Here is a 20257-nt window from a genome sequence, read left to right as displayed (position 1 = left end):
CCGCAGTGTCAAGGCGCGATAGACGGCCACTTGCAAGGCCTCAATAGCTTGCGTACAATCGCGCACCCTGAACTTCCTGGGCAGCACCTGCCTTACGCAATTGCATTCGGGACGTCCATCCCATGCAGCCATGCCAGCCAATACCTCTTCTTATAAAGAGCTGGGTGAGCAGGATTATCGGAGAAATACCATGTCGTACGCAGTAATTGTTACTGGTGGCAAGCAATACAAGGTCGCCCCAGGTGAATACCTGAAGATCGAAAAACTGGAACTCGCTACTGGCGACTCCGTGACATTTGATCGCGTTCTGTTGGTCGCCAATGGCGATGACGTGAACATCGGCGCTCCAGTTGTTGCTGGCGCTACCGTTGTGGCTGAAGTGATCTCCCAAGGTCGTCACGATAAAGTCCGCATCATCAAGTTCCGTCGTCGTAAGCACCACATGAAGCGTATGGGCCACCGCCAGTGGTACACCGAGATCAAAATCACCGGTATTCAGGCTTAATTTCAGCCTAATTCCTCACTAGGAGAATTGACTCATGGCACACAAAAAAGCTGGTGGTAGTACCCGTAACGGTCGCGACTCAGAAGCCAAACGCCTTGGCGTTAAGATGTATGGCGGCCAGAAAATCATTCCGGGCAACATCATCGTGCGTCAGCGCGGCACCCAATTCCACGCCGGTTACGGTGTAGGCATGGGTAAAGATCACACCCTCTTCGCGAAAATCGAAGGCGTGATCAAGTTTGAAGTAAAAGGCGCGTTCAACCGCCGTTACGTGAGCGTTGTCGCAGCTTAATTGCGAGATCGCTGGAAAAGCCCTGTCTTGCGACGGGGCTTTTTCGTTTGTGGAGTGAGTCTCTTGCAAAGCTGTTTGTAATGGGCTCAGGCGCTGGATAGGCGGTCGCTGTTTGAGGTCGCTGCGCTCATTTTTGCAAGAGTCTTATGTCTTGGTTTTTTAAGCTCGTCCGTGCGGCGAGAGGCGTTTTGTTATGAAGTTCGTTGATGAAGTTTCCATCCGAGTAAAAGCAGGCGACGGCGGTAACGGTTGCATGAGTTTCCGTCGCGAAAAATTCATCGAAAACGGTGGCCCCAACGGCGGTGACGGCGGTGACGGCGGTTCCATCTACATGATGGCCGACGAAAACCTCAACACCCTGGTCGACTACCGTTACACCCGGCACTTCGATGCCGAGCGTGGCTCCAACGGCGGCAGCACCGATTGCACCGGTAAAAAAGGTGAAGACCTGGTACTGCGCGTACCGGTCGGCACCACGATCATCGACTCCGCGACCCAGGAAGTGATCGGTGACCTGACCAAGGCCGGCCAGAAGCTGATGGTGGTGCAGGGCGGCTGGCACGGTCTGGGTAACACCCGATTCAAATCCAGTACCAACCGTGCGCCACGCCAGACCACGCCGGGCAAGCCGGGCGAGCAGCGTGACCTCAAGCTGGAAATGAAAGTACTGGCGGACGTTGGCCTGTTGGGCCTGCCGAACGCCGGCAAAAGTACCTTCATTCGCTCGGTCTCGGCCGCCAAGCCGAAAGTCGCCGACTACCCGTTCACCACCCTGGTGCCAAACCTGGGCGTGGTCAGCGTCGACCGCTGGAAAAGCTTTGTGATCGCCGATATTCCCGGCCTGATCGAAGGTGCTTCCGATGGCGCGGGCCTGGGGATTCGCTTCCTCAAGCACTTGTCGCGCACGCGTTTGCTGCTGCACCTCGTCGACATGGCGCCGCTGGATGAAACCAGCGCAGCGGATGCGGCCGAAGTGATCGTCAGCGAACTAACCAAGTTCAGCCCGGCTCTGGCCGAGCGTGATCGTTGGCTGGTGCTGAACAAGTGCGACCAGATCCTCGAAGAAGAGCACGAGGAGCGCGTCAAGGAAATCGTCGACCGCCTGGAGTGGACGGGTCCGGTCTACGTGATCTCGGCCATTGCCAAAGAAGGCACCGAACGCCTGACCCGCGACATCATGCGCTACCTGGAAGACCGCGCCGACCGCCTGGCGGCCGACCCGGTGTACAAGGCCGAACTCGCCGAACTCGACCAGCAGATCGAAGACGAAGCCCGCGCCCAGTTGCAAGCCCTGGACGACCAGCGTGCCCTGCGCCGCAGCGGCGTGAAGTCGGTCCATGACATCGGCGACGACGATTGGGACGAAGAAGACGTGGATGATGAAGACGGTCCGGAAATCATTTACGTGCGCGACTGATTCGTTGCAGTAAACTTAAGCGCCGCTCACATGAGCGGCGTTTTGGTATCTGGGTATACGTAGTCACTAATAACGTTATGGGGCGCGCTGGGTCGCGCGGCCCTCACTCTAAGGTTGAAGATGATGCGGAGCAAAGTGACAGGTGCGCAGCGCTGGGTCGTAAAGATCGGCAGTGCATTGCTGACGGCAGATGGCAAGGGCCTGGATCGGGCAGCCATGAGCGTCTGGGTTGAACAGATGGTGGCCTTGCATGAAGCGGGCGTGGAGTTGGTGCTGGTGTCGTCCGGAGCGGTTGCCGCCGGGATGAGCCGCCTCGGCTGGACCGCGCGACCCAGCGCGATGCACGAACTGCAAGCCGCCGCCGCCATCGGCCAGATGGGCCTGGTGCAAGCCTGGGAATCGAGCTTCGCCGAGCACGGCCGCCACACGGCGCAGATCCTGCTGACTCACGACGACCTGTCCGACCGCAAGCGCTACCTCAACGCCCGCAGCACCTTGCGCGCGTTGGTGGAGCTCAAGGTGATTCCGGTGATCAACGAGAACGACACGGTGGTCACCGACGAAATCCGCTTCGGCGACAACGACACCCTGGCCGCCCTGGTGGCCAACCTGGTGGAAGCCGACCTGCTGGTGATCCTCACCGACCGCGACGGCATGTACGACGCCGACCCGCGCAACAACCCCGATGCCCAGCTTATCTATGAAGCGCGTGCCGATGACCCGGCGCTGGACGCCGTGGCCGGCAGCGTCGGCGGTGCCCTGGGCCGTGGCGGCATGCAGACCAAGCTGCGCGCCGCGCGCCTGGCCGCGCGTTCCGGTGCCCACACCATCATCGTCGGTGGCCGCCTGGCGCGCGTACTGGACCGTCTCAAGGCCGGTGAGCGCATTGGCACGCTGCTGTCACCGGAGCGCGGCATGCTGGCGGCGCGCAAGCAGTGGCTGGCCGGGCATCTGCAGACCCGTGGCACCCTGGTGCTGGACGATGGTGCGGTCTCGGCACTTTCCCAGGGCAACAAAAGCCTGCTGCCGGTGGGCGTCAAGCTGGTGCAGGGCAGCTTCCGCCGTGGCGAAATGGTGGTGTGTGTCGCGCCGGACGGTCGCGAGATCGCCCGTGGCCTGGCCAACTACAGCGCCCTGGAAGCGCAGAAAATTATTGGGCAATCGTCTGACGCCATTGTCGGGCTTTTGGGGTATATGGCCGAACCGGAACTGGTTCACCGCGACAACCTGATCCTGGTTTAACCATAGGAAGTACACGATGCGCGTGATGAAGGGATTACTCGGCCTGCTGTTGGCCATGCCGCTGCTGGCCTCGGCCGAAGAGATTGGCCAGGTGTCGACGGTGTTCAAGTTTGTCGGCCCCAATGACCGGATCGTCGTTGAAGCCTTTGACGACCCCAAGGTCGAAGGCGTGACGTGCTACCTGTCGCGCGCCAAGACCGGCGGGGTCAAAGGCGGCCTGGGCCTGGCCGAAGACCGTGCCGAAGCCTCGATCGCCTGCCGTCAGGTGGGGCCGATCCGCTTCAAGGGCGAACTCAAGGACGGCGACGAAGTGTTCAAAGAGCGCACCTCGCTGGTGTTCAAGACCATGCAAGTGGTGCGTTTCCTCGACAAGAAGCGCAACACCCTGGTGTACCTGGTCTACAGCGATCGCCTCATCGAAGGCAGCCCGCAGAACGCCGTCACCGCGATTCCGATTTTGCCGTGGGCGACCGCTCAGTAACCCGCAGGCGAGTTTTGTAATCGGCGTCTATGATTGCAGGCTTGCGGGTTGTAATCTCGAATCACTGCAATGCAAAGACCTGGAATATCTGGAGTTCGTCATGAGTGCTTTCCACGACCTTAAACTCAAAGCTTTAGACGGACAGGAACTGCCGCTGGCGCCCTTCAAGGGGCAAGTCGTGCTGGTGGTCAATGTGGCGTCCAAGTGTGGCTTGACCCCGCAATATGCGGCGTTGGAAAACCTCTATCAGCAATACAAGGACCAGGGGTTTACCGTGCTGGGCCTTCCCTGCAACCAATTTGCAGGCCAGGAGCCGGGTACCGAGCAAGAGATTCAGGCGTTCTGCAGCCGGAACTACGGCGTGACCTTCCCCCTGGGCAGCAAACTCGACGTCAACGGCCCTGATCGTCACCAACTGTACCGCTTGCTGGCAGGCGAGGGCGCCGAGTTTCCAGGGGATATCACCTGGAACTTCGAGAAATTCCTGCTCGGCAAAGACGGTCGCGTACTCGCGCGTTTCTCGCCACGCACGGCGCCGGATGATCCCACAGTCATCCAGGCCATCGAAAAAGCCCTGATCTGACCCTTCCCACTGGGCTTTTGGGGTGAGCGGGCTTGCCCGCGTTGGGCTGCGCAGCAGCCCCGTCTAACCTTTGCCGCTTTTACCCTTTAATCACCCAGATCAATAGTGCTACTCAGCACCGGGCACGGCCCATATTATCCGCGTCATAAACCTCGTCTTTCGTGGAGTGCCCGCATGCCTGTCCAAGCCCTGTTCAAACCCTTCCAGCTCGGTGCACTGCAGCTGTCGACCCGTGTGGTCATGGCGCCGATGACGCGCTCGTTTTCTCCTGGCGGCGTTCCCAATTCCAACGTCATCGAGTACTACCGTCGCCGCGCGGCGGCCGGCGTAGGCCTGATCATCACCGAAGGCACCGTGGTCGGTCACCAGGCCTCCAATGGGTACCCGAATGTGCCGCATTTTTACGGCGAGGCTGCGTTGGCCGGTTGGAAGAAGGTGGTGGATGCCGTCCACGCCGAGGGTGGCAAGATCGTCCCGCAACTCTGGCACGTGGGCAGCGTGCGGCGTATCGGCACCGAGCCGGATGCCAGCGTGCCGGCTTATGGCCCGATGGAAAAACTCAAAGATGGCACGGTGGTCGTCCACGGCATGAGCGCCCAGGACATCAAGGACGTGATCAATGCCTTCGCTCAAGCCGCCAAGGATGCACAAAGCATCGGCATGGACGGTGTAGAGATCCACGGCGCCCACGGCTATCTGGTGGACCAGTTCTTCTGGGAAGGCAGCAACCAGCGTACCGACGAATATGGCGGCAGCCTGGCCAACCGTTCGCGGTTTGCCATCGAATTGATCCAGGCCACGCGCGCAGCCGTCGGCCCGGACTTCCCTATCATCTTCCGTTTCTCCCAGTGGAAGCAGCAGGATTACACCGCACGCCTGGTGCAAACCCCTGAAGCGCTGGGTGAGTTCCTGAAGCCGTTGTCCGACGCGGGCGTGGATATTTTCCACTGCTCCACCCGCCGTTTTTGGGAGCCGGAATTCGAAGGCTCCGACCTCAACCTGGCCGGCTGGACCCGCCAACTCACCGGCAAACCGACCATTACGGTGGGCAGCGTCGGCCTGGATGGCGAATTCCTGCAGTTCATGGTCAACACCGACAAAGTTGCGCAGCCAGCCAGCCTGGAGAAACTGCTGGAGCGCCTGAACAACGATGAGTTCGATCTGGTTGCCGTGGGCCGTGCGCTGCTGGTTGATCCGGAGTGGGCGTTGAAGGTACGGGAAGGTCGCGAGGGCGATATTCTGCCGTTCAGTCGTGAGGCGTTGACGACCCTGGTCTAAGCGGCGCCAGCGATCTGACAAGCCTCACGCGTGTCAGATCAGGCGCGAGGCCCCCGCAAGCGCAGGCTGCTCGCCGCACGCCCCACGCAGTTGCTGTTCGAACTGCTCGATAATCGCCGGCCAGCCCTGGCGGCTGGCGTGTTGGCGTGCATTCAGGCGCGCCCTGCGCAACGTTTCCCGTTCTTCCAGCAGCCAAATGGCCGCATCGCAAAACGCATCCTCATCCCCCGGCATCGCCAGCACACCGTTGTAGCCATGGCGGATGTGCTGGGTGGCGGCCGCCTGGTCATAAGCCACTACGCCCAACCCTGAAGCCATTGCTTCCAACACCACATTGCCAAAGGTTTCGGTCAGGCTGGGGAACAGGAACAGATCCCCAGAGGCGTAATGCCTTGCCAGTTCCTCGCCGCGCTGGGTCCCGCAAAACACCGCGTCGGGCAGCTCGCGCTCCAGCAACAGGCGTTGCGGGCCGTCGCCGACGATGATCAGCCGCATTCGGCGCTGTGGGTACGTTGCCCGCAAGGCATCGAAACAGCGTTTGAGTAACCCGAGGTTTTTCTCCTGGGCCAGGCGCCCAACGTGCAGCACGGCAATATCGTCGTTTGCCAGGCCCCAGCCCTCACGCAGTGCGTTGTCGCGCTTGATCGGGTGGAACAGTTGGCTGTCGACCCCACGCGACAACATCCCCAGGCGTTCGAAATGCCGACGCTCCAGTTCCAGGCGCTGGCTGGCGCTGGGCACCAGGGTCAGGGTGGAGCGGTTATGAAACCAGCGCAGGTACTGCGTGACCATGCGGCTCAACAGGCTCAAACCGTACTGGTTGGAGTACTGCTGGAAGTTGGTGTGAAAACCGCTGACCACGCTGATCCCCAAGCGCCGCGCCGCCCGCAAGGCCGACAGCCCCAGCGGCCCCTCGGTGGCGATATACAGCACGTCCGGGCGCTGCCGTGTCCAGCGTCGCAGCAGCTTGTGCATCGAAGATTGACCCCATTGCAGGCCTGGGTAACCGGGCAACGGCCAGCCACGGCACAACAACAATTGGTCGTCGCTGGGGCGGCTTTGGTCGGCGCCCTGGCGTGGGCGTACCAGTTCGACTTGATGGCCACGCGCACGTAGCCCTTCGCACAGGCGGCCAAGGGTATTGGCCACTCCGTTGATCTCTGGCGGGAAGGTTTCGGTAATCAGGGTGATATGAAGCAAAGCAGTCGTCATGACCCACAGTGTCCCTGTGGGCCATGTCGCCATTGTGTCGTGCAGATGATGGATTTATGACGGGGTCACTTTCGCCACGGCCATCGCCTCGGCACCCTGCTCGCGCACCCAGAACAACGTCGCCCCGGCCACCGCCGCCGGCATCATCAGCAGGTTGAGCACCGGCACCAGCAGCACCAGGTAGACGATCCCGCCGAAGCTCATGCTCTGCCAGCGTTTCTGGCGCAGCCAGGCGAGCATTTCGTTCCAGCCCAGCTTGTGGTTGTCGGCCGGGTAGTCGATGTATTGGATCGCCATCATCCACACGCCGAACAACAGCCACAACGGCGCGGCGATCAGGTTGACCACCGGGATAAACGACAGGATAAACAGGCCGATGGCCCGCGGCAGGAAATAACCCAGCTTGCGCATTTCACGGGCCAGGGTGCGCGGCACCATGGCGATCAGCTCGCCCCAACTAAAGGCCGGGAAGTCATCGGTGCCACGCACCACCACTTCGACCTTTTCCGAGAGAAAGCCATTGAACGGTGCCGCGATGATATTGGCGAGCATGGTGAAGGTGAAAAACACCATCAGCACCACCAGCACCACAAACAACGGCCAGAGCAGGTAATTCAAAAAGCTCAGCCAACTCGGCAGGGTCGGCATCAAATGGTCAACCCAGAGGCTGAACTGATGACCGGCGAAATAAATCAGGCCGACGAACAGCACGAGATTGATCACCAGCGGTAGCAGCACAAACAGGCGCAAGCCAGGGCTCAGCACCAGTTTGAGGCCTTCACGCAGGTATTGCGGGCCGGAAAGAGCAGGGGCAGGCATGGAAAACTCCGAGCATAGGGACGAACGCGCCGACCTTACCGGCTTTGTATTCCGGGCGAAAGCGGCGACATCAGCGGTAACAAACCTGTCGATTGACCGAGCCGACTGCATAGAGACCACCTATGAGCTGGATTGTTATTCCGTATTTCCTTAATCTTGCCCCCCTCTATACGCTGCACCCATTATTTTCAGGATCTGCGAGTTCAAGCCTTCCCCAAGTGCTTCGCGGTCCTTTTTTATTCCAGCCGTCTTGTAGTCCGGGCGGTCGATAGGAGCGAGTCATGTCTGATACCCGTCATTCGCGAGTGATTATTCTGGGTTCCGGCCCTGCCGGTTACAGCGCTGCCGTCTATGCTGCCCGGGCCAACCTCAAGCCGCTGCTGATCACCGGCATGCAGGCGGGCGGTCAGTTGACCACCACCACCGAAGTCGACAACTGGCCTGGGGATGTCCACGGCCTGACCGGCCCGGCGCTGATGGAACGCATGAAAGAGCACGCCGAGCGCTTTGAAACCGAGATCGTGTTTGATCACATCAACAAGGTCGACTTCTCCAAGAAGCCTTACAGCCTGACCGGCGACAGCGGCGTGTACACCTGTGACGCGCTGATCATCGCCACCGGTGCCAGCGCCCGCTACCTTGGCCTGCCGTCGGAAGAGGCGTTCATGGGCAAGGGCGTTTCGGCCTGCGCCACCTGCGACGGGTTCTTCTACCGCAACAAGCCGGTCGCCGTGGTCGGTGGCGGCAACACTGCCGTGGAAGAGGCGCTGTACCTGGCCAACATCGCCAGCACCGTGACTCTGGTTCACCGCCGCGAAACGTTCCGCGCCGAGAAGATCCTGATCGACAAGCTGCACGCCCGTGTCGCTGAAGGCAAGATCATCCTCAAGCTCAATGCCACCCTGGACGAAGTCCTGGGCGACAACATGGGCGTGACCGGTGCCCGCCTGAAGAACAACGACGGCAGCTTCGACGAGCTGAAAGTCGACGGTGTGTTCATCGCTATCGGCCACACCCCGAACACTTCGCTGTTCGAAGGTGTGCTGGAAGCCAAGGATGGTTACCTGGTGGTGCAGGGCGGCCGTGAAGGCAATGCCACCGCGACGAACATCGAAGGTATCTTTGCCGCGGGTGACGTGGCTGACCACGTGTACCGCCAGGCCATCACCTCGGCCGGCGCCGGTTGCATGGCGGCTCTGGATGCCGAGCGGTACCTCGATGGGTTGAAGGACGCTTCGTTCTAACCAACGCCGCAAAAAAACAAATGTGGGAGGGGCGGTGCGACGATTCGACTTGCTCCCGATAACAGGGTGTCAGTCACCGGATTTTTGGCTGATTCACCGCTATCGGGAGCAAGTCGAATCGTCGCACCGCCCCTCCCACATTTTGGTTTGCGTCTGGCTTAGGGTTTGCGGATCAGAGGCTGTGCGGTGAATTTGACACCGGCCAGGCCATGCTCGATCAGCGCCCGAATATTGCCGTGATCGCTGCCCTCAGGCGTAGCCACCACCGAACGGTAATGCTCCCCAAACGCCAGCAACGCCTCCTGGTCACTCAACCCTTCCAGCAGCGCCAAACCCAGGGTCTTGCACGAACCTTCGTTCTGCCCGGCGGCGTTTTCCACGCCGCCGTTGGTGAAGGCTTGCGGCTGGTAGTCGTAGCCGGCAGCGACAAAGGCCAAGGTGTCGGCAAACGCGTGTTCGCCACTGTTGAGGCTTGCGCGCAGGGTGTTCAAATCAGTCATGGGTTTTTCCTTTGACGAACGCCGCGTGTTGCTCGGCGCTGGCTTCTTTCTGGTAGTGGGCTTTCCACTCGGCGTACGGCATGCCATACACCACTTCACGGGCGTCATCGAGGCTGACGTCGATCTGGCGCTCATCGGCCTCGGCCTTGTACCACTTGGATAAGCAGTTGCGGCAGAAACCGGCGAGGTTCATCAGGTCTATGTTCTGCACATCCTTGCGGCTGTCCAGGTGCGCCACCAGCCTGCGGAAGGCTGCGGCTTCGAGTTCGAGGCGTTGTTGGTCGTTCATAAGGCTCACTTAACTATCAGCGGCTGGCCGCCAGAGTGATCGAAACCGACTCGGCAAAACGCAGCGCATGGGGCTTGTCCACTTCGACTTCGGCGTACAGGACCGATTCATTGCTCATCACCAGGTCCAGCAACTCCTGGGTCAGGCGCTCGAGCAGGGCAAAACGGTTGCCCTCCACGTGGGCGATGATTGCCTTGGTGATGGTGCGGTAGTTCAGGGCATGGTCGATGTCGTTGTCGCGCACGGCTTCCTGGGCGGCATACAGGATGGTCAGGTTGATCAGCACATCCTGCTTGTTGAGGATCTCGTCCTCATTGATGCCGATATAGGTGCGCAGGCACAGGTCCTTGACCCGGATGCGCGCCATGCCTGGTTGAAATTGTGGCATTGCTACTTGCTCCGTCCAATCAGTTGCAGGAACTCCATGCGCGTGGTGTTCGACTCGCGGAAGGCGCCGAGCATCACCGAGGTGTTCATGGTTGAATTCTGTTTTTCCACACCGCGCATCATCATGCACATGTGCTTGGCCTCGATCACCACCGCCACGCCGGCGGCCTGGGTCACGTTCTGGATGGCGTCGGCGATTTGCCGCGTGAGGTTTTCCTGGATCTGCAGGCGCCGGGCGAACATGTCGACGATGCGCGCCAGCTTTGACAGGCCCAGCACCTTGCCGGTTGGAATATAGGCCACGTGAGCCTTGCCGATAAAGGGCAGCAGGTGGTGTTCGCACAGCGAGTACAACTCGATGTCCTTGAGAATCACCATCTCGTCGTTGTCGGAGGCGAACAGTGCGCCGTTGACGATGGTTTCCAGGTTCTGCTCATAACCATGACACAGGTATTGCATGGCCTTGGCGGCGCGTGTGGGCGTATCGAGCAGGCCTTCGCGCTCCGGGTCTTCACCCAAGCCCTTGAGAATCTCACGGTAATGGTGGGGCAGGGATAAAGTCATACAACATCCTCACAAACGGCTTACTTGATATGCCGCCCGCCGTTGACGGTCAGGGTGGTACCGGTGACATAGGGATTGTCCAGCAGGTAACGCACGCTCTGGTAGATCACCTCGGGGCCGGGCTCGATGCCCAATGCCGACTTGGCCAGGACCTTGGCGCGGTAGGCCGCGTCGTCGTCCGCGTTGAACATCACCATCGCCGGGGCGATGCCGTTGACCTTGATCTGCGGCGCCAACTGCGCGGCAAATGACAGTGTCAGGCTGTTGAGCCCCGCCTTGGTGGCGCAATAGGCGATGTGCTGACGGCTGCCCTTGCGCACCACATCGTCGCTGATATGCACGATATCGGCAGGTGATGAGCGTTGCAGCAACGGTGAACAATGCAGGTTGATCAGGTAGGGCGCAAGCATGTGTACGCTGAACATGTCGCTGAACGCGCGACTTTCATCGCCTGGCGTTTCCGCGACCCAGGCCGAAGCGTTGTGGATGATCGCACGCAGGCTCTGGGTATGGGTGTTCAGTTCAGCAATAAACGCCAGGATCCCGGCCTCGCTGGAGAAATCGGCAAACACGCCGATCGCACCCCGTTCGCGCAGGGCCTGCACGCCGGGGCGTTCGCTGCGGTAGCTGAAAATCACCGACTGGCCCTCGTCCAGCAGGCGCTGGGCGCAATGCTGGCCGACGCGCTGGCCGGCGCCGGTGATCAGGATCGGGGCGTTCGTTGCAGTCATGGGAGGCTCGCGTCGCTGGCAGGCGCAAATCATACCAGCGACGGGCCGCCCCTGTACTCACGCCGCCGCTTCGGTGGCCTTGCGCGGTGCCGGCGCGGGATGCAGCCAGTTCGAAAGCAGGTGGGTCGACAGCGGAATGAACAGGTAAACCATCAGCGGTGTGAGCGCCAGCGTGCTGACCAGTACGCGCGGCAGCAGGGCCAATTCGTTGAGCAATGGCCCCAGTACAAAGTTGAACAGCAGCGACACCGGGAAAAACGCCAGCCAGATCGCCACGGCCTGCTTCCAGCGCGGCGGCCTTGAACCCACCGCACCGAACCAGCCATCGATGCCGCGCACGCGGTGCTCGGAGGGGTCGGCAAACAGCTCGCTGCCACGGCTCAGCCAGGCGCCGCGGGACGCGGAAAACTCCCAGGCGTGCAGGGTCTTTTCGTCGGCGAAGCGGAAAATGATCTGGAACTCATCATCGTTGGGCGGTGGCGCGAGCACGCCTGAACCCAGGTAACCGGGGAAGTCCGTAGCCAGTTGCTCGCCTTCGCGCAGCCAGGCCATCAGTTCTTCGTAACGACCTTTGGCGACGCGGCGCGCAACCATCAAGGTGACGGGAGAGGTAGACATTGTGTATCTCCAAGTATTCGGGTGCGTTCAACCGGGTAGGTGGTGCACGGACGACGCTGCGGGGTGGTGCCGCGTCGTTGCTCTTTTCACCAGAGCAGACAGGCAAGAATTATTCCTGTTTTAGCGCAATAAATCAGCGACATTGGTCCGAAAAGCACAGAACTTGAAAAAGACAGGTGTAAAGGCGTTAAATAAGCGCCCAATATCCGTCGGTGTTTTGCTCTCAAATGCCCGTGATTACTGCTCCCATTGATAGTCTTTCGCATCTGGAACCGGTCGACGCCGACGCGTTGTTTCCAATCCGTGAAGTCTCGAGATTGACAGGCGTCAACCCGGTCACCCTGCGTGCCTGGGAGCGCCGTTATGGCCTGATCCAGCCCCTGCGCACCGAAAGCGGGCACCGTCTCTACTCCCAAGCCGATATCGTGACCGTCAATCGTATTCTCGATTGGATTGAGCGCGGGGTGGCGGTCAGCAAAGTGGGCAAAATTCTTGCCCGCGACGAGCAGCAGGCCGAAGCGGTTCGCGCTCAGCGGGGCGCCGTCGAAGAGTGCGAGTGGTCGCAGTGGCGGGCCCGCCTGCGGCAGGCCGTCAGTGCCTTTGATGATCGTCAACTGGAATGCCTGTATGGCCGAATCTGCGCGACCTACCCCCTCAGCGTGGCATTCCAAGACATCTTGATGCCCCTCTGGAATGAACTGTTGCGTCATCAAGGCCGTTTCGGCCAGGCCAGTGAATGGCTGTTTTACGACTCTTTCCTGCGTATCCATACCTTTGAGCGCTTGCACCTGGCGAGCGTGTCGCCTGCGCCTCGGGTATTGCTGGCGGCGATGCCCGGCGAGTGCCGTAAATTGGAGCTGCTGGTGGCGGCAATGCTGATGAGCGGGGAAGACCTGGCCGTGAAGGTGCTGGGCATGGGCCAGCCATTTGATGAGTTGACGCTGGTGTGTGAGAAGGCTCGTCCGAAGGCGCTGGTGATGTTCTCCAACTATTCACATAACCACGAACTGGTCGGGCGCCTGAACCGTCTGGCGCAGACCCTGGACTGCCCGCTGTTCATCGCCGGGGCCGCTTCGGACCTGGCGGAACACGACCTCGCGGGGTCTTCCGTCGGTTGCCTGGGCAGTGAAGGGCGCTTGATGCAGCGCCGCTTGCAGCAGTTTCTCCGTGGCAGCCTGGATACCTGAGGTCAGGCGTGCACGTGCGGGTGCATCAGGCGATGTTGATGCAGGATGAACTGGCGCAGGCGCTCGGTTTCGCCCCCATCAGTCTGGCTCAAGCGGTAGGCAAACAGGCCACGGGCGGTTTCCCGCTCCAGCGTGCCACGCAACGCGATGCGTTCGTAGCCGGACGGGCTGAACCACAGTGAAAAGGTCCTGGGTGGTTTGATCCGGCCGCGAATTTCCACCAGCACGCCCTTGAACGACACTTCATGCACCCAAAGCGCGCCAGGAGTACCCCTGACGTTCTCCAATGCCACCGGTTCCTCAAGTGCCATGCGCCACGGCCGGATCATCGGCCCGTCTTCGAAAATGCTCGGTACCCCCAAGCGCAGATGCACCGCATTGAACTCATCTTCGACCAGATGCAGAGGGAAGGTCAGTTGCTGGTTGTCGAACTGCGCCTGGATGGTGACCTGGTCGTGGGCCGCCAGCCGGGTGAGCAAGTCGCGAATCTGTGCGCCTCCATTGACGGTCAGGCTCGACGAAGCCTCATGCAGGTTCAGTTGCGGGTTGTGCTGCATGCTCTGGATGAAATCCAGTTCGTCTTGGGTCAAGAGTGCGTTGCGTGGCATCGCGGTTGCTCAATAGAAGGGCATTAAAGTGCCATTATCCTACCGAATGGCTGCGGATTCTAAATTTTGTTAGATCCGCTCGTCGCCTTGAGCGCGGCCAGCTCGGCCTTGACCCCCGCCAGTTCGCTTTCCAACTGGGTAACACGCTGCTGGGCCTTGACCTGGAGCGTGACGTCCTTTTGTACGCCGACAAAATAGGTTTGTTTATCGGCCTCGTTATACACCGTTGAAAGTGACAGCTCATTCCAGAAATGGCTGCCGTCCTTGCGGTAATTACGCAGGATCTCCCGGCACGCACCGCCGTCCTCCAAGGCTTCGCGAATCGCCATCAGGGCCGGCTGGTCGCGGTCGCCTGACTGCAGGAAGCGGCAGTCCTGATAGAGGATTTCATCCAGCGTATAGCCGGTCAGCCGTTCGAAAGCCGGGTTGACGTAAATCAGCGGCTTGTCCTTGCCTTCGCGTTCGGCGACCACAATGCCGTCGTTGGAAGCGTTGACGACCATTTGCATCAGCTTGGCGTTAATCATTGAGCGATCCGTGGCTTTTATGTGCAAAGGAGCAGTTTATGGCAACTTCGGAATCTTGCACGACGGGCCCCGAAATATTTGCGTCGCTGTTAATATCCCAGGCTTTCACTCAACTACAGGATCAGATTGATGAAAGTCGCCATCCTTTCGGGCTCGGTGTACGGCACGGCGGAAGAAGTTGCCCGCCACGCCGCAAGCATCCTCACTAAGGCCGGTTTCGAAACCTGGCACAACCCGCGCGCCACCTTGGCCGACGTGCAGGCTTTTGCCCCGGACGCCTTCCTGGCCGTGACCTCCACCACCGGCATGGGCGAATTGCCCGACAACCTGCAACCGCTGTACTCGACCATTCGCGATCAGTTGCCCGCCGCCTGGCGTGGCCTGCCCGGCGCGGTGATCGGCCTGGGCGATGCGAGCTACGGCGATACCTTCTGTGGCGGCGGCGAACAGATGCGCGAGTTGTTCGGTGAGTTGGGTGTACATGAAGTGCTGCCGATGTTGCGCCTGGACGCCAGCGAAAGCGTCACCCCGGAAGCCGACGCCGAGCCTTGGCTGGCCGAAGTTGGTTAGCGCACTGCGCAATTGAACGGGCTTTGCCGACGGTGCGCGGCAGTTTTATTGACGGCGTCTCTTTGACGCCGTTTAAACAAAATTAAACTATCCTCACAGCTGACTCGCTCGGTCATCAAGCTGGCTGCGAAGGCAACTCCTTCGGCCAGGGCGTCTGACTAGACTGGCCCATCACTTAAAAAAACAATAAGAACGTGCGCCAAGGAGGTCATTGCCGTGAGCCTAGCCCCGGTTGTATCGCCGCAGAATGTCAAAGACCAGGTCAGCGCTGCCGAATGGCAAACCCGTGTCGACCTGGCGGCCTGCTACCGCCTGGTGGCGCTGCATGGCTGGGATGATTTGATCTTCACCCATATCTCGGCCAAGGTGCCGGGCACCGATGATTTCCTGATCAACCCCTACGGGCTGATGTTCCACGAGATCACCGCGTCGAGCCTGGTCAAAGTCGACCAGGCCGGCAACAAGCTGATGGACAGCCCCTACGAGATCAACCCGGCGGGCTACACCATCCACAGCGCCATCCATGAAGTGCGTCACGACGTGACCTGCGTGCTGCACACCCACACCGCCGCCGGTGTTGCGGTGGCCGCGCAAAAGCAAGGTGTGTTGCCGATCAGCCAGCAATCGATCTTCGTGCTGTCGAGCCTGGCCTATCACGCCTATGAGGGTGTGGCGCTGAATCACGAAGAGAAGGCGCGCCTGCAAGCCGACCTGGGCGACAAGCATTTCCTGATGCTGCACAACCATGGGCTGCTGACCTGCGCCAACACCATCGCCGACACCTTCCTGATGATGTTTACCTTCCAGCGTGCCTGCGATATCCAGGTGCTGGCGCAAAACGGCGGCGCGGAACTGATCGCCATCGGCCCGCAGATTCTGGCGGGCGCCAAGGCCATGGTGGCGGCGGTCACCAAGAGTGCTCAAGGTATGGGGGGCGCGCTGGCCTGGCCGGCGTTGCTACGTAAATTGGATGCTCAAGACCCGGGGTATAGAAGCTGATGCCACTCGCCGAGATCCCCCTCAGAGCCTGGCGCAAGCGCAGCCAGAGTTTCGATTTTCGCGGCCACACCCTCCGCTATTGGGTGGCGGGGCAGGGCGAACCCTTGCTGTTGATCCATGGCTTCCCCCACGGCCAGTTGGGACTGGCATTACCTGTGGCAGCCCCTGACCCAGCACAACCTGGTCATTGCGTGTGACATGCTCGGCTTCGGCGATTCGGCCAAGCCGCTCGATCACGGCTACTGCCTGTTGGAGCAGGCGGATGTGCAACAAGCCCTGCTCGAACACCTGCGGGTTGAGCAGCCGGTGCATGTGCTGGCCCATGACTACGGGGACAGCGTCGCCCAGGAACTGTTGGCTCGCCATTCCGAGGGCCGGTTCCGGATGGCCAGTTGCGTGTTTCTCAACGGCGGGTTGTTCCCGGAAACCCATCGCCCGGCGTTGGTACAAAAGCTCTTGCTCAGCCCATTGGGCTGGATGATCGGTCGAGCCTTCGGGCGCAATGCCCTGGCGAACAGCTTCAACGAGATTTTCGGCCCCGATACCCGCCCCAGCGAAAGCGCCCTGGACGACTTCTGGAGCCTGATCGACGGCAATGACGGCACGCGCATCCTGCACAAATTGATTGCCTACATCCCTCAGCGTCGGCGCCTGCGTGAGCGCTGGGTTACGGCGATGCAACAGGGTGAGGTACCGCTGAAGCTGATCAACGGCGAGCTCGACCCCATCTCCGGTGTTCATATGCTGGAGCGTTACCACCAGTTGGTGCCCCACGCCGACACGGTGTTGCTCGCCAATATCGGCCACTACCCGCAGATCGAGGCGCCGGTGCAGGTGCTCAAGCACTACCTGGCGTTTCGTGAGCGCATCCGGCAGGTTGAGTCGCGAGTGGCTTATTCCTGAGCCGCAGGATCATCCCCCAGCCTTATCGAGCACCATTCAGCCCTGGCCGTTTTTATTGTGACCAGAGACGCTGTGCCTGACACTCCACCCATTGCCATTGTCGCCATTGGAGTTCGGTATGAGTGAGTCAGTGCAGTTCCAGGATAAGGTCGTGATCGTCACCGGCGCCGGCGGCGGCTTGGGCCGGGCCCATGCGCTGTTGTTCGCCAGGCACGGGGCCAAGGTACTGGTCAACGATCTGGGTGGTTCTACCCAGGGCGAAGGCGCCAATGCGTCGGCAGCTGATCGGGTGGTGGCTCAAATCCGCGCGGCGGGCGGTATCGCCGAGGCCAACCATGACTCTGTCACCGACGGTGACAAGATCGTGCAGCACGCACTGGACGCCTTCGGCCGCATCGATGTGGTGGTCAACAATGCCGGCATCCTGCGCGATAAAACCTTCCACAAAATGGACGACGCCGACTGGGACCTGGTTTACCGCGTGCATGTCGAAGGCGCCTACAAAGTCACCCGCGCCGCCTGGCCCCATCTGCGTGAGCAAGGGTATGGCCGGGTGATCTTCACCGCGTCCACTTCGGGCATCTACGGCAACTTTGGCCAGTCCAACTACGGCATGGCCAAGCTTGGCCTGTATGGCCTGACCCGTACCCTGGCGCTGGAAGGGCGCAAGAACAACATCCTAGTCAATGCCATCGCCCCCACCGGCGGCACGCGCATGACCGAAGGCCTGATCCCGCCGCAGGTATTCGAGCGCCTCAAGCCGGAGCTGGTCAGCCCGCTGGTGGTGTACCTGGGCAGCGAGGCGTGCCAGGAAACCTCGGGTCTATTCGAAGTGGGCGGCGGCTGGGTCGGCAAGACCCGCTGGGAGCGCAGCCTGGGTGTGGGTTTTGACCCCGAGGCCGGTTTTTCGCCCGATGACGTGGCGGCGCACTGGCAGCAGATCTGCGATTTCGAAGGCGCAGCCCATCCTCAAGACAACATCGAGGCGTTGAAGGAGATGATGGCCAACCTGCAGAAATACAGCCTGTGATCGTTGCTTGAATACCCTTGAATATGACGGGGCGCCATGGGCGCCCCGTTTTTTATTCCAGGCATAAAAAAGGCCGCTGCAAACGCAGCGGCCGAAGTAAGACGTTGGATCAAGGAGCGACAAATCAACGTCAGTGAACACCGGTAACAGATTGAAAACAGGCACCAATCCATTTGAACATGGCTTTTCTTCCGGTGGCGGAAGCGGGCGGTTTGCCCTGAAAGCCCGGCAAGAATAGCCGTTGGTAACACAATGAGTAATAGCGCTTCGGGACAAGGACTGTTACCGATACGGCAACAGTTGCCCTGGGCGCCATCCATCCCCCTGATAAGCCACCATCCACCCGATCCATGCCGTCGCCAAGACCCCAGCCAGAGCGCCCGGTAATCCTTTTTGAGCGACAACGCGAATCCCTCCTTGGTGCGCTTATCGCTCCCGATGCGCGGCAGTAGGGTGGAGCCTTCTGTCACTCACCGGGGAAGACGCATGACAAAAACAACAATGCGCGCCATCTTCACGCCACAGGCGCTGGCCGCTGCGGTTGCCTTGGGTTGCTGCGCCCAGGCTCAGGCTGTTTCGTTCAATATTGGCGAGATCGAAGGGCAATTCGATTCGTCGTTGTCGGTGGGTGCGAGTTGGGGCATGCGCGATGCCGACAAGAGCCTGGTCGGCACCGTCAACGGCGGTACGGGGCAAGCGTCCACCGGGGATGACGGGCGGCTCAATTTCAAGAAGGGCGAAACCTTCTCCAAGATCTTCAAGGGCCTGCACGACCTTGAGCTCAAATACGGCGACACCGGTGTGTTCGTTCGCGGCAAGTACTGGTACGACTTTGAACTCAAGGACGAAGACCGCGAGTTCAAACAGATCAGCGACCACAACCGCAAGGAAGGCGCCAAGTCCAGCGGCGCGCAGATCCTCGATGCGTTCGTCTACCACAACTACTCCCTGGGCGACCTGCCGGGCACCGTGCGCGCCGGTAAGCAAGTGGTCAGTTGGGGCGAAAGTACCTTCATCGGCAACTCCATCAACAGCATCAACCCGATTGACGTGTCGGCGTTCCGTCGGCCCGGTGCCGAGATCAAGGAAGGCCTGATCCCGGTGAACATGCTATTCGCGTCCCAGAGCCTGACCAGCCAGCTGACCGTGGAGGGTTTCTACCAGTTGGAGTGGGACCAGACCGTGCTGGATAACTGCGGCACGTTCTTCGGTGGGGATGTGGCGGCGGATGGTTGCACGGGTAACTACACGGTGGGCAGCCCCGGGATTGCGCCGTTGCAACCCATCGCGGCGGCGCGCGGCCAAGGCTTTGTGGTGACACGCGAAGGGGTGGTGGTGCAGCGCGCCGGCGACCGCGATGCAAGGGACTCCGGCCAGTTCGGCGCGGCCTTGCGCTGGTTGGGCGACGACACCGAGTACGGTCTGTATTTCATGAACTACCATAGCCGCACCCCGACCGTGGGCACGATTACCGCCAACACTAACCTGGCGACTATCGGTGGCATCGCCGCCGCCGCCCCGGCGGGCTTCGGTTCGGCCCTGGCCCAGAGCACCATGCTTGGCCGCGGCCAGTATTACTTGGAATATCCGGAAGACATCCGTCTGTTCGGCGCGAGTTTCTCCACCACCTTGCCCACCGGCACCGCGTGGACCGGTGAGATCAGCTATCGCCCGAATGCCCCGGTGCAGTTGAATACCACCGACCTGACCCTGGCCTTGGTCAACCCGATCGCCGGCCAACTCGCCTCGCCCATCCGCAGCAATTTCGGCAGCGACAACAAAGGCTATCGCCGCAAGGAAATCACCCAGATCCAAAGCTCCCTGACTCAGTTCTTCGACCAGGTGCTGGGCGCCGAACGCCTGACGCTGGTGGGCGAAGCGGCCGTGGTACACGTGGCCGGGCTGGAAGATAAATCCAAACTGCGTTACGGCCGTGATTCGGTGTACGGCGCCTATGGTTTCCAGGGCGACACCGACGGTTTCGTCACTTCCACCTCGTGGGGCTACCGCGCGCGGGCGATCCTGGACTACAACAACGCGATTGCCGGGGTGAACCTCAAGCCCAACCTGTCCTGGTCCCATGACGTGGCCGGTTACGGTCCCAACGGTCTGTTCAATAAAGGCGCCAAGGCCATCAGCGTCGGCGTGGATGCGGACTACCGCAGCACCTACACCGCCAGCCTCAGCTACACCGATTTCTTCGGTGGCGACTACAACACCCTGACCGACCGTGACTTCCTCGCCCTCAGCTTCGGCGTGAACTTCTGATCT

Annotated in this window: 23 protein-coding genes and 1 pseudogene; 14 read left to right on the top strand and 10 right to left on the bottom strand. The window is 60.7% G+C overall.

Annotated features, from left to right (window positions below):
- The first annotated feature begins 190 nt into the window (after positions 1-190).
- The 7 genes from rplU (at position 191) to AB4O25_RS13930 (ending at position 5798) form a co-directional block, all read left to right on the top strand.
- Positions 191-505, top strand: coding sequence for a 50S ribosomal protein L21 (gene rplU, locus AB4O25_RS13960; RefSeq protein ID WP_017847748.1), 315 nt, complete (start codon positions 191-193; stop codon positions 503-505).
- Positions 506-539: 34 nt separating this feature from the next.
- On the top strand, positions 540-797 hold the full coding sequence (gene rpmA / locus AB4O25_RS13955; protein WP_003176049.1) for a 50S ribosomal protein L27: 258 nt from the start codon (positions 540-542) through the stop codon (positions 795-797).
- 193 nt (positions 798-990) lie between these two features.
- A complete protein-coding gene (gene cgtA / locus AB4O25_RS13950) occupies positions 991-2214 on the top strand; it encodes an Obg family GTPase CgtA (RefSeq protein ID WP_003176048.1) in 1224 nt (407 codons plus the stop codon).
- 123 nt (positions 2215-2337) lie between these two features.
- Entirely contained in the window at positions 2338-3456 is a 1119-nt protein-coding gene (gene proB, locus AB4O25_RS13945; RefSeq protein WP_026067516.1) for a glutamate 5-kinase, read from the top strand.
- A 16-nt stretch (positions 3457-3472) separates the two neighbouring features.
- Entirely contained in the window at positions 3473-3937 is a 465-nt protein-coding gene (locus AB4O25_RS13940) for a CreA family protein (RefSeq protein ID WP_017531125.1), read from the top strand.
- Positions 3938-4037: 100 nt separating this feature from the next.
- On the top strand, positions 4038-4520 hold the full coding sequence (locus tag AB4O25_RS13935; protein ID WP_065876569.1) for a glutathione peroxidase: 483 nt from the start codon (positions 4038-4040) through the stop codon (positions 4518-4520).
- A gap of 174 nt (positions 4521-4694) precedes the next feature.
- Positions 4695-5798 carry an NADH:flavin oxidoreductase gene (locus AB4O25_RS13930; protein WP_460149671.1) on the top strand — a complete coding sequence of 368 codons (1104 nt, stop codon included), beginning with the start codon at positions 4695-4697 and terminating at the stop codon, positions 5796-5798.
- Positions 5799-5831: 33 nt separating this feature from the next.
- Here the strand turns inward: AB4O25_RS13930 and AB4O25_RS13925 are convergent, their stop codons facing one another.
- Together AB4O25_RS13925 and cysZ are read right to left on the bottom strand one after the other, a co-directional pair.
- Positions 5832-7010 carry a glycosyltransferase family 4 protein gene (locus AB4O25_RS13925; protein WP_017531122.1) on the bottom strand — a complete coding sequence of 393 codons (1179 nt, stop codon included), beginning with the start codon at positions 7008-7010 and terminating at the stop codon, positions 5832-5834.
- 54 nt (positions 7011-7064) lie between these two features.
- A complete protein-coding gene (gene cysZ / locus AB4O25_RS13920) occupies positions 7065-7829 on the bottom strand; it encodes a sulfate transporter CysZ (protein ID WP_017531121.1) in 765 nt (254 codons plus the stop codon).
- A gap of 281 nt (positions 7830-8110) precedes the next feature.
- Between cysZ and trxB the strand changes: the two genes are divergently transcribed.
- The gene (trxB, locus tag AB4O25_RS13915; RefSeq protein WP_017531119.1) at positions 8111-9073 is read left to right on the top strand and encodes a thioredoxin-disulfide reductase; all 963 of its coding nucleotides are present in this window, start codon (positions 8111-8113) and stop codon (positions 9071-9073) included.
- A 158-nt stretch (positions 9074-9231) separates the two neighbouring features.
- On the opposite strand, the gene AB4O25_RS13910 is transcribed toward trxB, so the two are convergent.
- The 6 genes from AB4O25_RS13910 to AB4O25_RS13885 are packed head-to-tail and all read right to left on the bottom strand — an operon-like array spanning position 9232 to position 12162.
- On the bottom strand, positions 9232-9573 hold the full coding sequence (locus AB4O25_RS13910) for a HopJ type III effector protein (RefSeq protein ID WP_017531118.1): 342 nt from the start codon (positions 9571-9573) through the stop codon (positions 9232-9234).
- On the bottom strand, positions 9566-9862 hold the full coding sequence (locus tag AB4O25_RS13905; RefSeq protein ID WP_017531117.1) for a DUF1244 domain-containing protein: 297 nt from the start codon (positions 9860-9862) through the stop codon (positions 9566-9568). The genes AB4O25_RS13910 and AB4O25_RS13905 overlap by 8 nt, the downstream gene beginning before the upstream one ends.
- Positions 9863-9878: 16 nt before the next feature.
- The gene (folX, locus tag AB4O25_RS13900) at positions 9879-10250 is read right to left on the bottom strand and encodes a dihydroneopterin triphosphate 2'-epimerase (protein WP_460149670.1); all 372 of its coding nucleotides are present in this window, start codon (positions 10248-10250) and stop codon (positions 9879-9881) included.
- Between the two features lie 2 nt (positions 10251-10252).
- The gene (gene folE, locus AB4O25_RS13895; protein WP_017531116.1) at positions 10253-10813 is read right to left on the bottom strand and encodes a GTP cyclohydrolase I FolE; all 561 of its coding nucleotides are present in this window, start codon (positions 10811-10813) and stop codon (positions 10253-10255) included.
- Positions 10814-10833: 20 nt separating this feature from the next.
- The gene (folM, locus tag AB4O25_RS13890; RefSeq protein WP_017531115.1) at positions 10834-11544 is read right to left on the bottom strand and encodes a dihydromonapterin reductase; all 711 of its coding nucleotides are present in this window, start codon (positions 11542-11544) and stop codon (positions 10834-10836) included.
- Positions 11545-11601: 57 nt separating this feature from the next.
- Entirely contained in the window at positions 11602-12162 is a 561-nt protein-coding gene (locus AB4O25_RS13885) for an antibiotic biosynthesis monooxygenase (protein ID WP_017531114.1), read from the bottom strand.
- Between the two features lie 227 nt (positions 12163-12389).
- On the opposite strand from AB4O25_RS13885, the gene AB4O25_RS13880 reads away from it, so the two are divergent.
- Positions 12390-13349 carry a MerR family transcriptional regulator gene (locus AB4O25_RS13880; protein WP_460149669.1) on the top strand — a complete coding sequence of 320 codons (960 nt, stop codon included), beginning with the start codon at positions 12390-12392 and terminating at the stop codon, positions 13347-13349.
- 2 nt (positions 13350-13351) lie between these two features.
- On the opposite strand, the gene AB4O25_RS13875 is transcribed toward AB4O25_RS13880, so the two are convergent.
- Both AB4O25_RS13875 and AB4O25_RS13870 read right to left on the bottom strand, forming a co-directional pair.
- Positions 13352-13957: a hypothetical protein gene (locus AB4O25_RS13875; protein ID WP_068937468.1), complete on the bottom strand. Its 606-nt coding sequence runs from the start codon at positions 13955-13957 to the stop codon at positions 13352-13354.
- Positions 13958-14016: 59 nt separating this feature from the next.
- Complete coding sequence (locus AB4O25_RS13870) at positions 14017-14484, bottom strand: PAS domain-containing protein (protein ID WP_135196883.1); 468 nt, start codon at positions 14482-14484, stop codon at positions 14017-14019.
- 129 nt (positions 14485-14613) lie between these two features.
- Between AB4O25_RS13870 and AB4O25_RS13865 the strand changes: the two genes are divergently transcribed.
- From AB4O25_RS13865 to AB4O25_RS13845, 5 genes and pseudogenes are all read left to right on the top strand, one after another.
- Entirely contained in the window at positions 14614-15054 is a 441-nt protein-coding gene (locus AB4O25_RS13865; protein ID WP_460149668.1) for a flavodoxin, read from the top strand.
- A 216-nt stretch (positions 15055-15270) separates the two neighbouring features.
- Positions 15271-16053 carry a class II aldolase/adducin family protein gene (locus AB4O25_RS13860; protein ID WP_017531109.1) on the top strand — a complete coding sequence of 261 codons (783 nt, stop codon included), beginning with the start codon at positions 15271-15273 and terminating at the stop codon, positions 16051-16053.
- Positions 16053-16956, top strand: a pseudogene (locus AB4O25_RS13855) (alpha/beta fold hydrolase). The gene AB4O25_RS13860 and the pseudogene AB4O25_RS13855 overlap by 1 nt, the downstream one beginning before the upstream one ends.
- A 118-nt stretch (positions 16957-17074) precedes the next feature.
- Positions 17075-17986, top strand: coding sequence for an SDR family oxidoreductase (locus AB4O25_RS13850; protein ID WP_017531107.1), 912 nt, complete (start codon positions 17075-17077; stop codon positions 17984-17986).
- 486 nt (positions 17987-18472) lie between these two features.
- Complete coding sequence (locus AB4O25_RS13845; protein ID WP_116079745.1) at positions 18473-20254, top strand: DUF1302 domain-containing protein; 1782 nt, start codon at positions 18473-18475, stop codon at positions 20252-20254.
- Positions 20255-20257 lie beyond the last annotated feature (3 nt).

This window comes from Pseudomonas sp. S3_A03, from assembly GCF_054668275.1.
The sequence above is the reverse complement of the archived record's forward strand: the minus strand, read 5'-3'. Positions and strand labels throughout refer to the sequence as shown.

What these genes read in the sequence shown, in the direction of transcription:
- rplU (WP_017847748.1), top strand. Translation starts at nt 191, where the DNA reads ATGTCGTACGCAGTAATTGTTACTGGTGGCAAGCAATACAAGGTCGCC.
- rpmA (WP_003176049.1), top strand. Translation starts at nt 540, where the DNA reads ATGGCACACAAAAAAGCTGGTGGTAGTACCCGTAACGGTCGCGACTCA.
- cgtA (WP_003176048.1), top strand. Translation starts at nt 991, where the DNA reads ATGAAGTTCGTTGATGAAGTTTCCATCCGAGTAAAAGCAGGCGACGGC.
- proB (WP_026067516.1), top strand. Translation starts at nt 2,338, where the DNA reads ATGCGGAGCAAAGTGACAGGTGCGCAGCGCTGGGTCGTAAAGATCGGC.
- AB4O25_RS13940 (WP_017531125.1), top strand. Translation starts at nt 3,473, where the DNA reads ATGCGCGTGATGAAGGGATTACTCGGCCTGCTGTTGGCCATGCCGCTG.
- AB4O25_RS13935 (WP_065876569.1), top strand. Translation starts at nt 4,038, where the DNA reads ATGAGTGCTTTCCACGACCTTAAACTCAAAGCTTTAGACGGACAGGAA.
- AB4O25_RS13930 (WP_460149671.1), top strand. Translation starts at nt 4,695, where the DNA reads ATGCCTGTCCAAGCCCTGTTCAAACCCTTCCAGCTCGGTGCACTGCAG.
- AB4O25_RS13925 (WP_017531122.1), bottom strand. Translation starts at nt 7,010, where the DNA reads ATGACGACTGCTTTGCTTCATATCACCCTGATTACCGAAACCTTCCCG.
- cysZ (WP_017531121.1), bottom strand. Translation starts at nt 7,829, where the DNA reads ATGCCTGCCCCTGCTCTTTCCGGCCCGCAATACCTGCGTGAAGGCCTC.
- trxB (WP_017531119.1), top strand. Translation starts at nt 8,111, where the DNA reads ATGTCTGATACCCGTCATTCGCGAGTGATTATTCTGGGTTCCGGCCCT.
- AB4O25_RS13910 (WP_017531118.1), bottom strand. Translation starts at nt 9,573, where the DNA reads ATGACTGATTTGAACACCCTGCGCGCAAGCCTCAACAGTGGCGAACAC.
- AB4O25_RS13905 (WP_017531117.1), bottom strand. Translation starts at nt 9,862, where the DNA reads ATGAACGACCAACAACGCCTCGAACTCGAAGCCGCAGCCTTCCGCAGG.
- folX (WP_460149670.1), bottom strand. Translation starts at nt 10,250, where the DNA reads ATGCCACAATTTCAACCAGGCATGGCGCGCATCCGGGTCAAGGACCTG.
- folE (WP_017531116.1), bottom strand. Translation starts at nt 10,813, where the DNA reads ATGACTTTATCCCTGCCCCACCATTACCGTGAGATTCTCAAGGGCTTG.
- folM (WP_017531115.1), bottom strand. Translation starts at nt 11,544, where the DNA reads ATGACTGCAACGAACGCCCCGATCCTGATCACCGGCGCCGGCCAGCGC.
- AB4O25_RS13885 (WP_017531114.1), bottom strand. Translation starts at nt 12,162, where the DNA reads ATGTCTACCTCTCCCGTCACCTTGATGGTTGCGCGCCGCGTCGCCAAA.
- AB4O25_RS13880 (WP_460149669.1), top strand. Translation starts at nt 12,390, where the DNA reads ATGCCCGTGATTACTGCTCCCATTGATAGTCTTTCGCATCTGGAACCG.
- AB4O25_RS13875 (WP_068937468.1), bottom strand. Translation starts at nt 13,957, where the DNA reads ATGCCACGCAACGCACTCTTGACCCAAGACGAACTGGATTTCATCCAG.
- AB4O25_RS13870 (WP_135196883.1), bottom strand. Translation starts at nt 14,484, where the DNA reads ATGATTAACGCCAAGCTGATGCAAATGGTCGTCAACGCTTCCAACGAC.
- AB4O25_RS13865 (WP_460149668.1), top strand. Translation starts at nt 14,614, where the DNA reads ATGAAAGTCGCCATCCTTTCGGGCTCGGTGTACGGCACGGCGGAAGAA.
- AB4O25_RS13850 (WP_017531107.1), top strand. Translation starts at nt 17,075, where the DNA reads ATGAGTGAGTCAGTGCAGTTCCAGGATAAGGTCGTGATCGTCACCGGC.
- AB4O25_RS13845 (WP_116079745.1), top strand. Translation starts at nt 18,473, where the DNA reads ATGACAAAAACAACAATGCGCGCCATCTTCACGCCACAGGCGCTGGCC.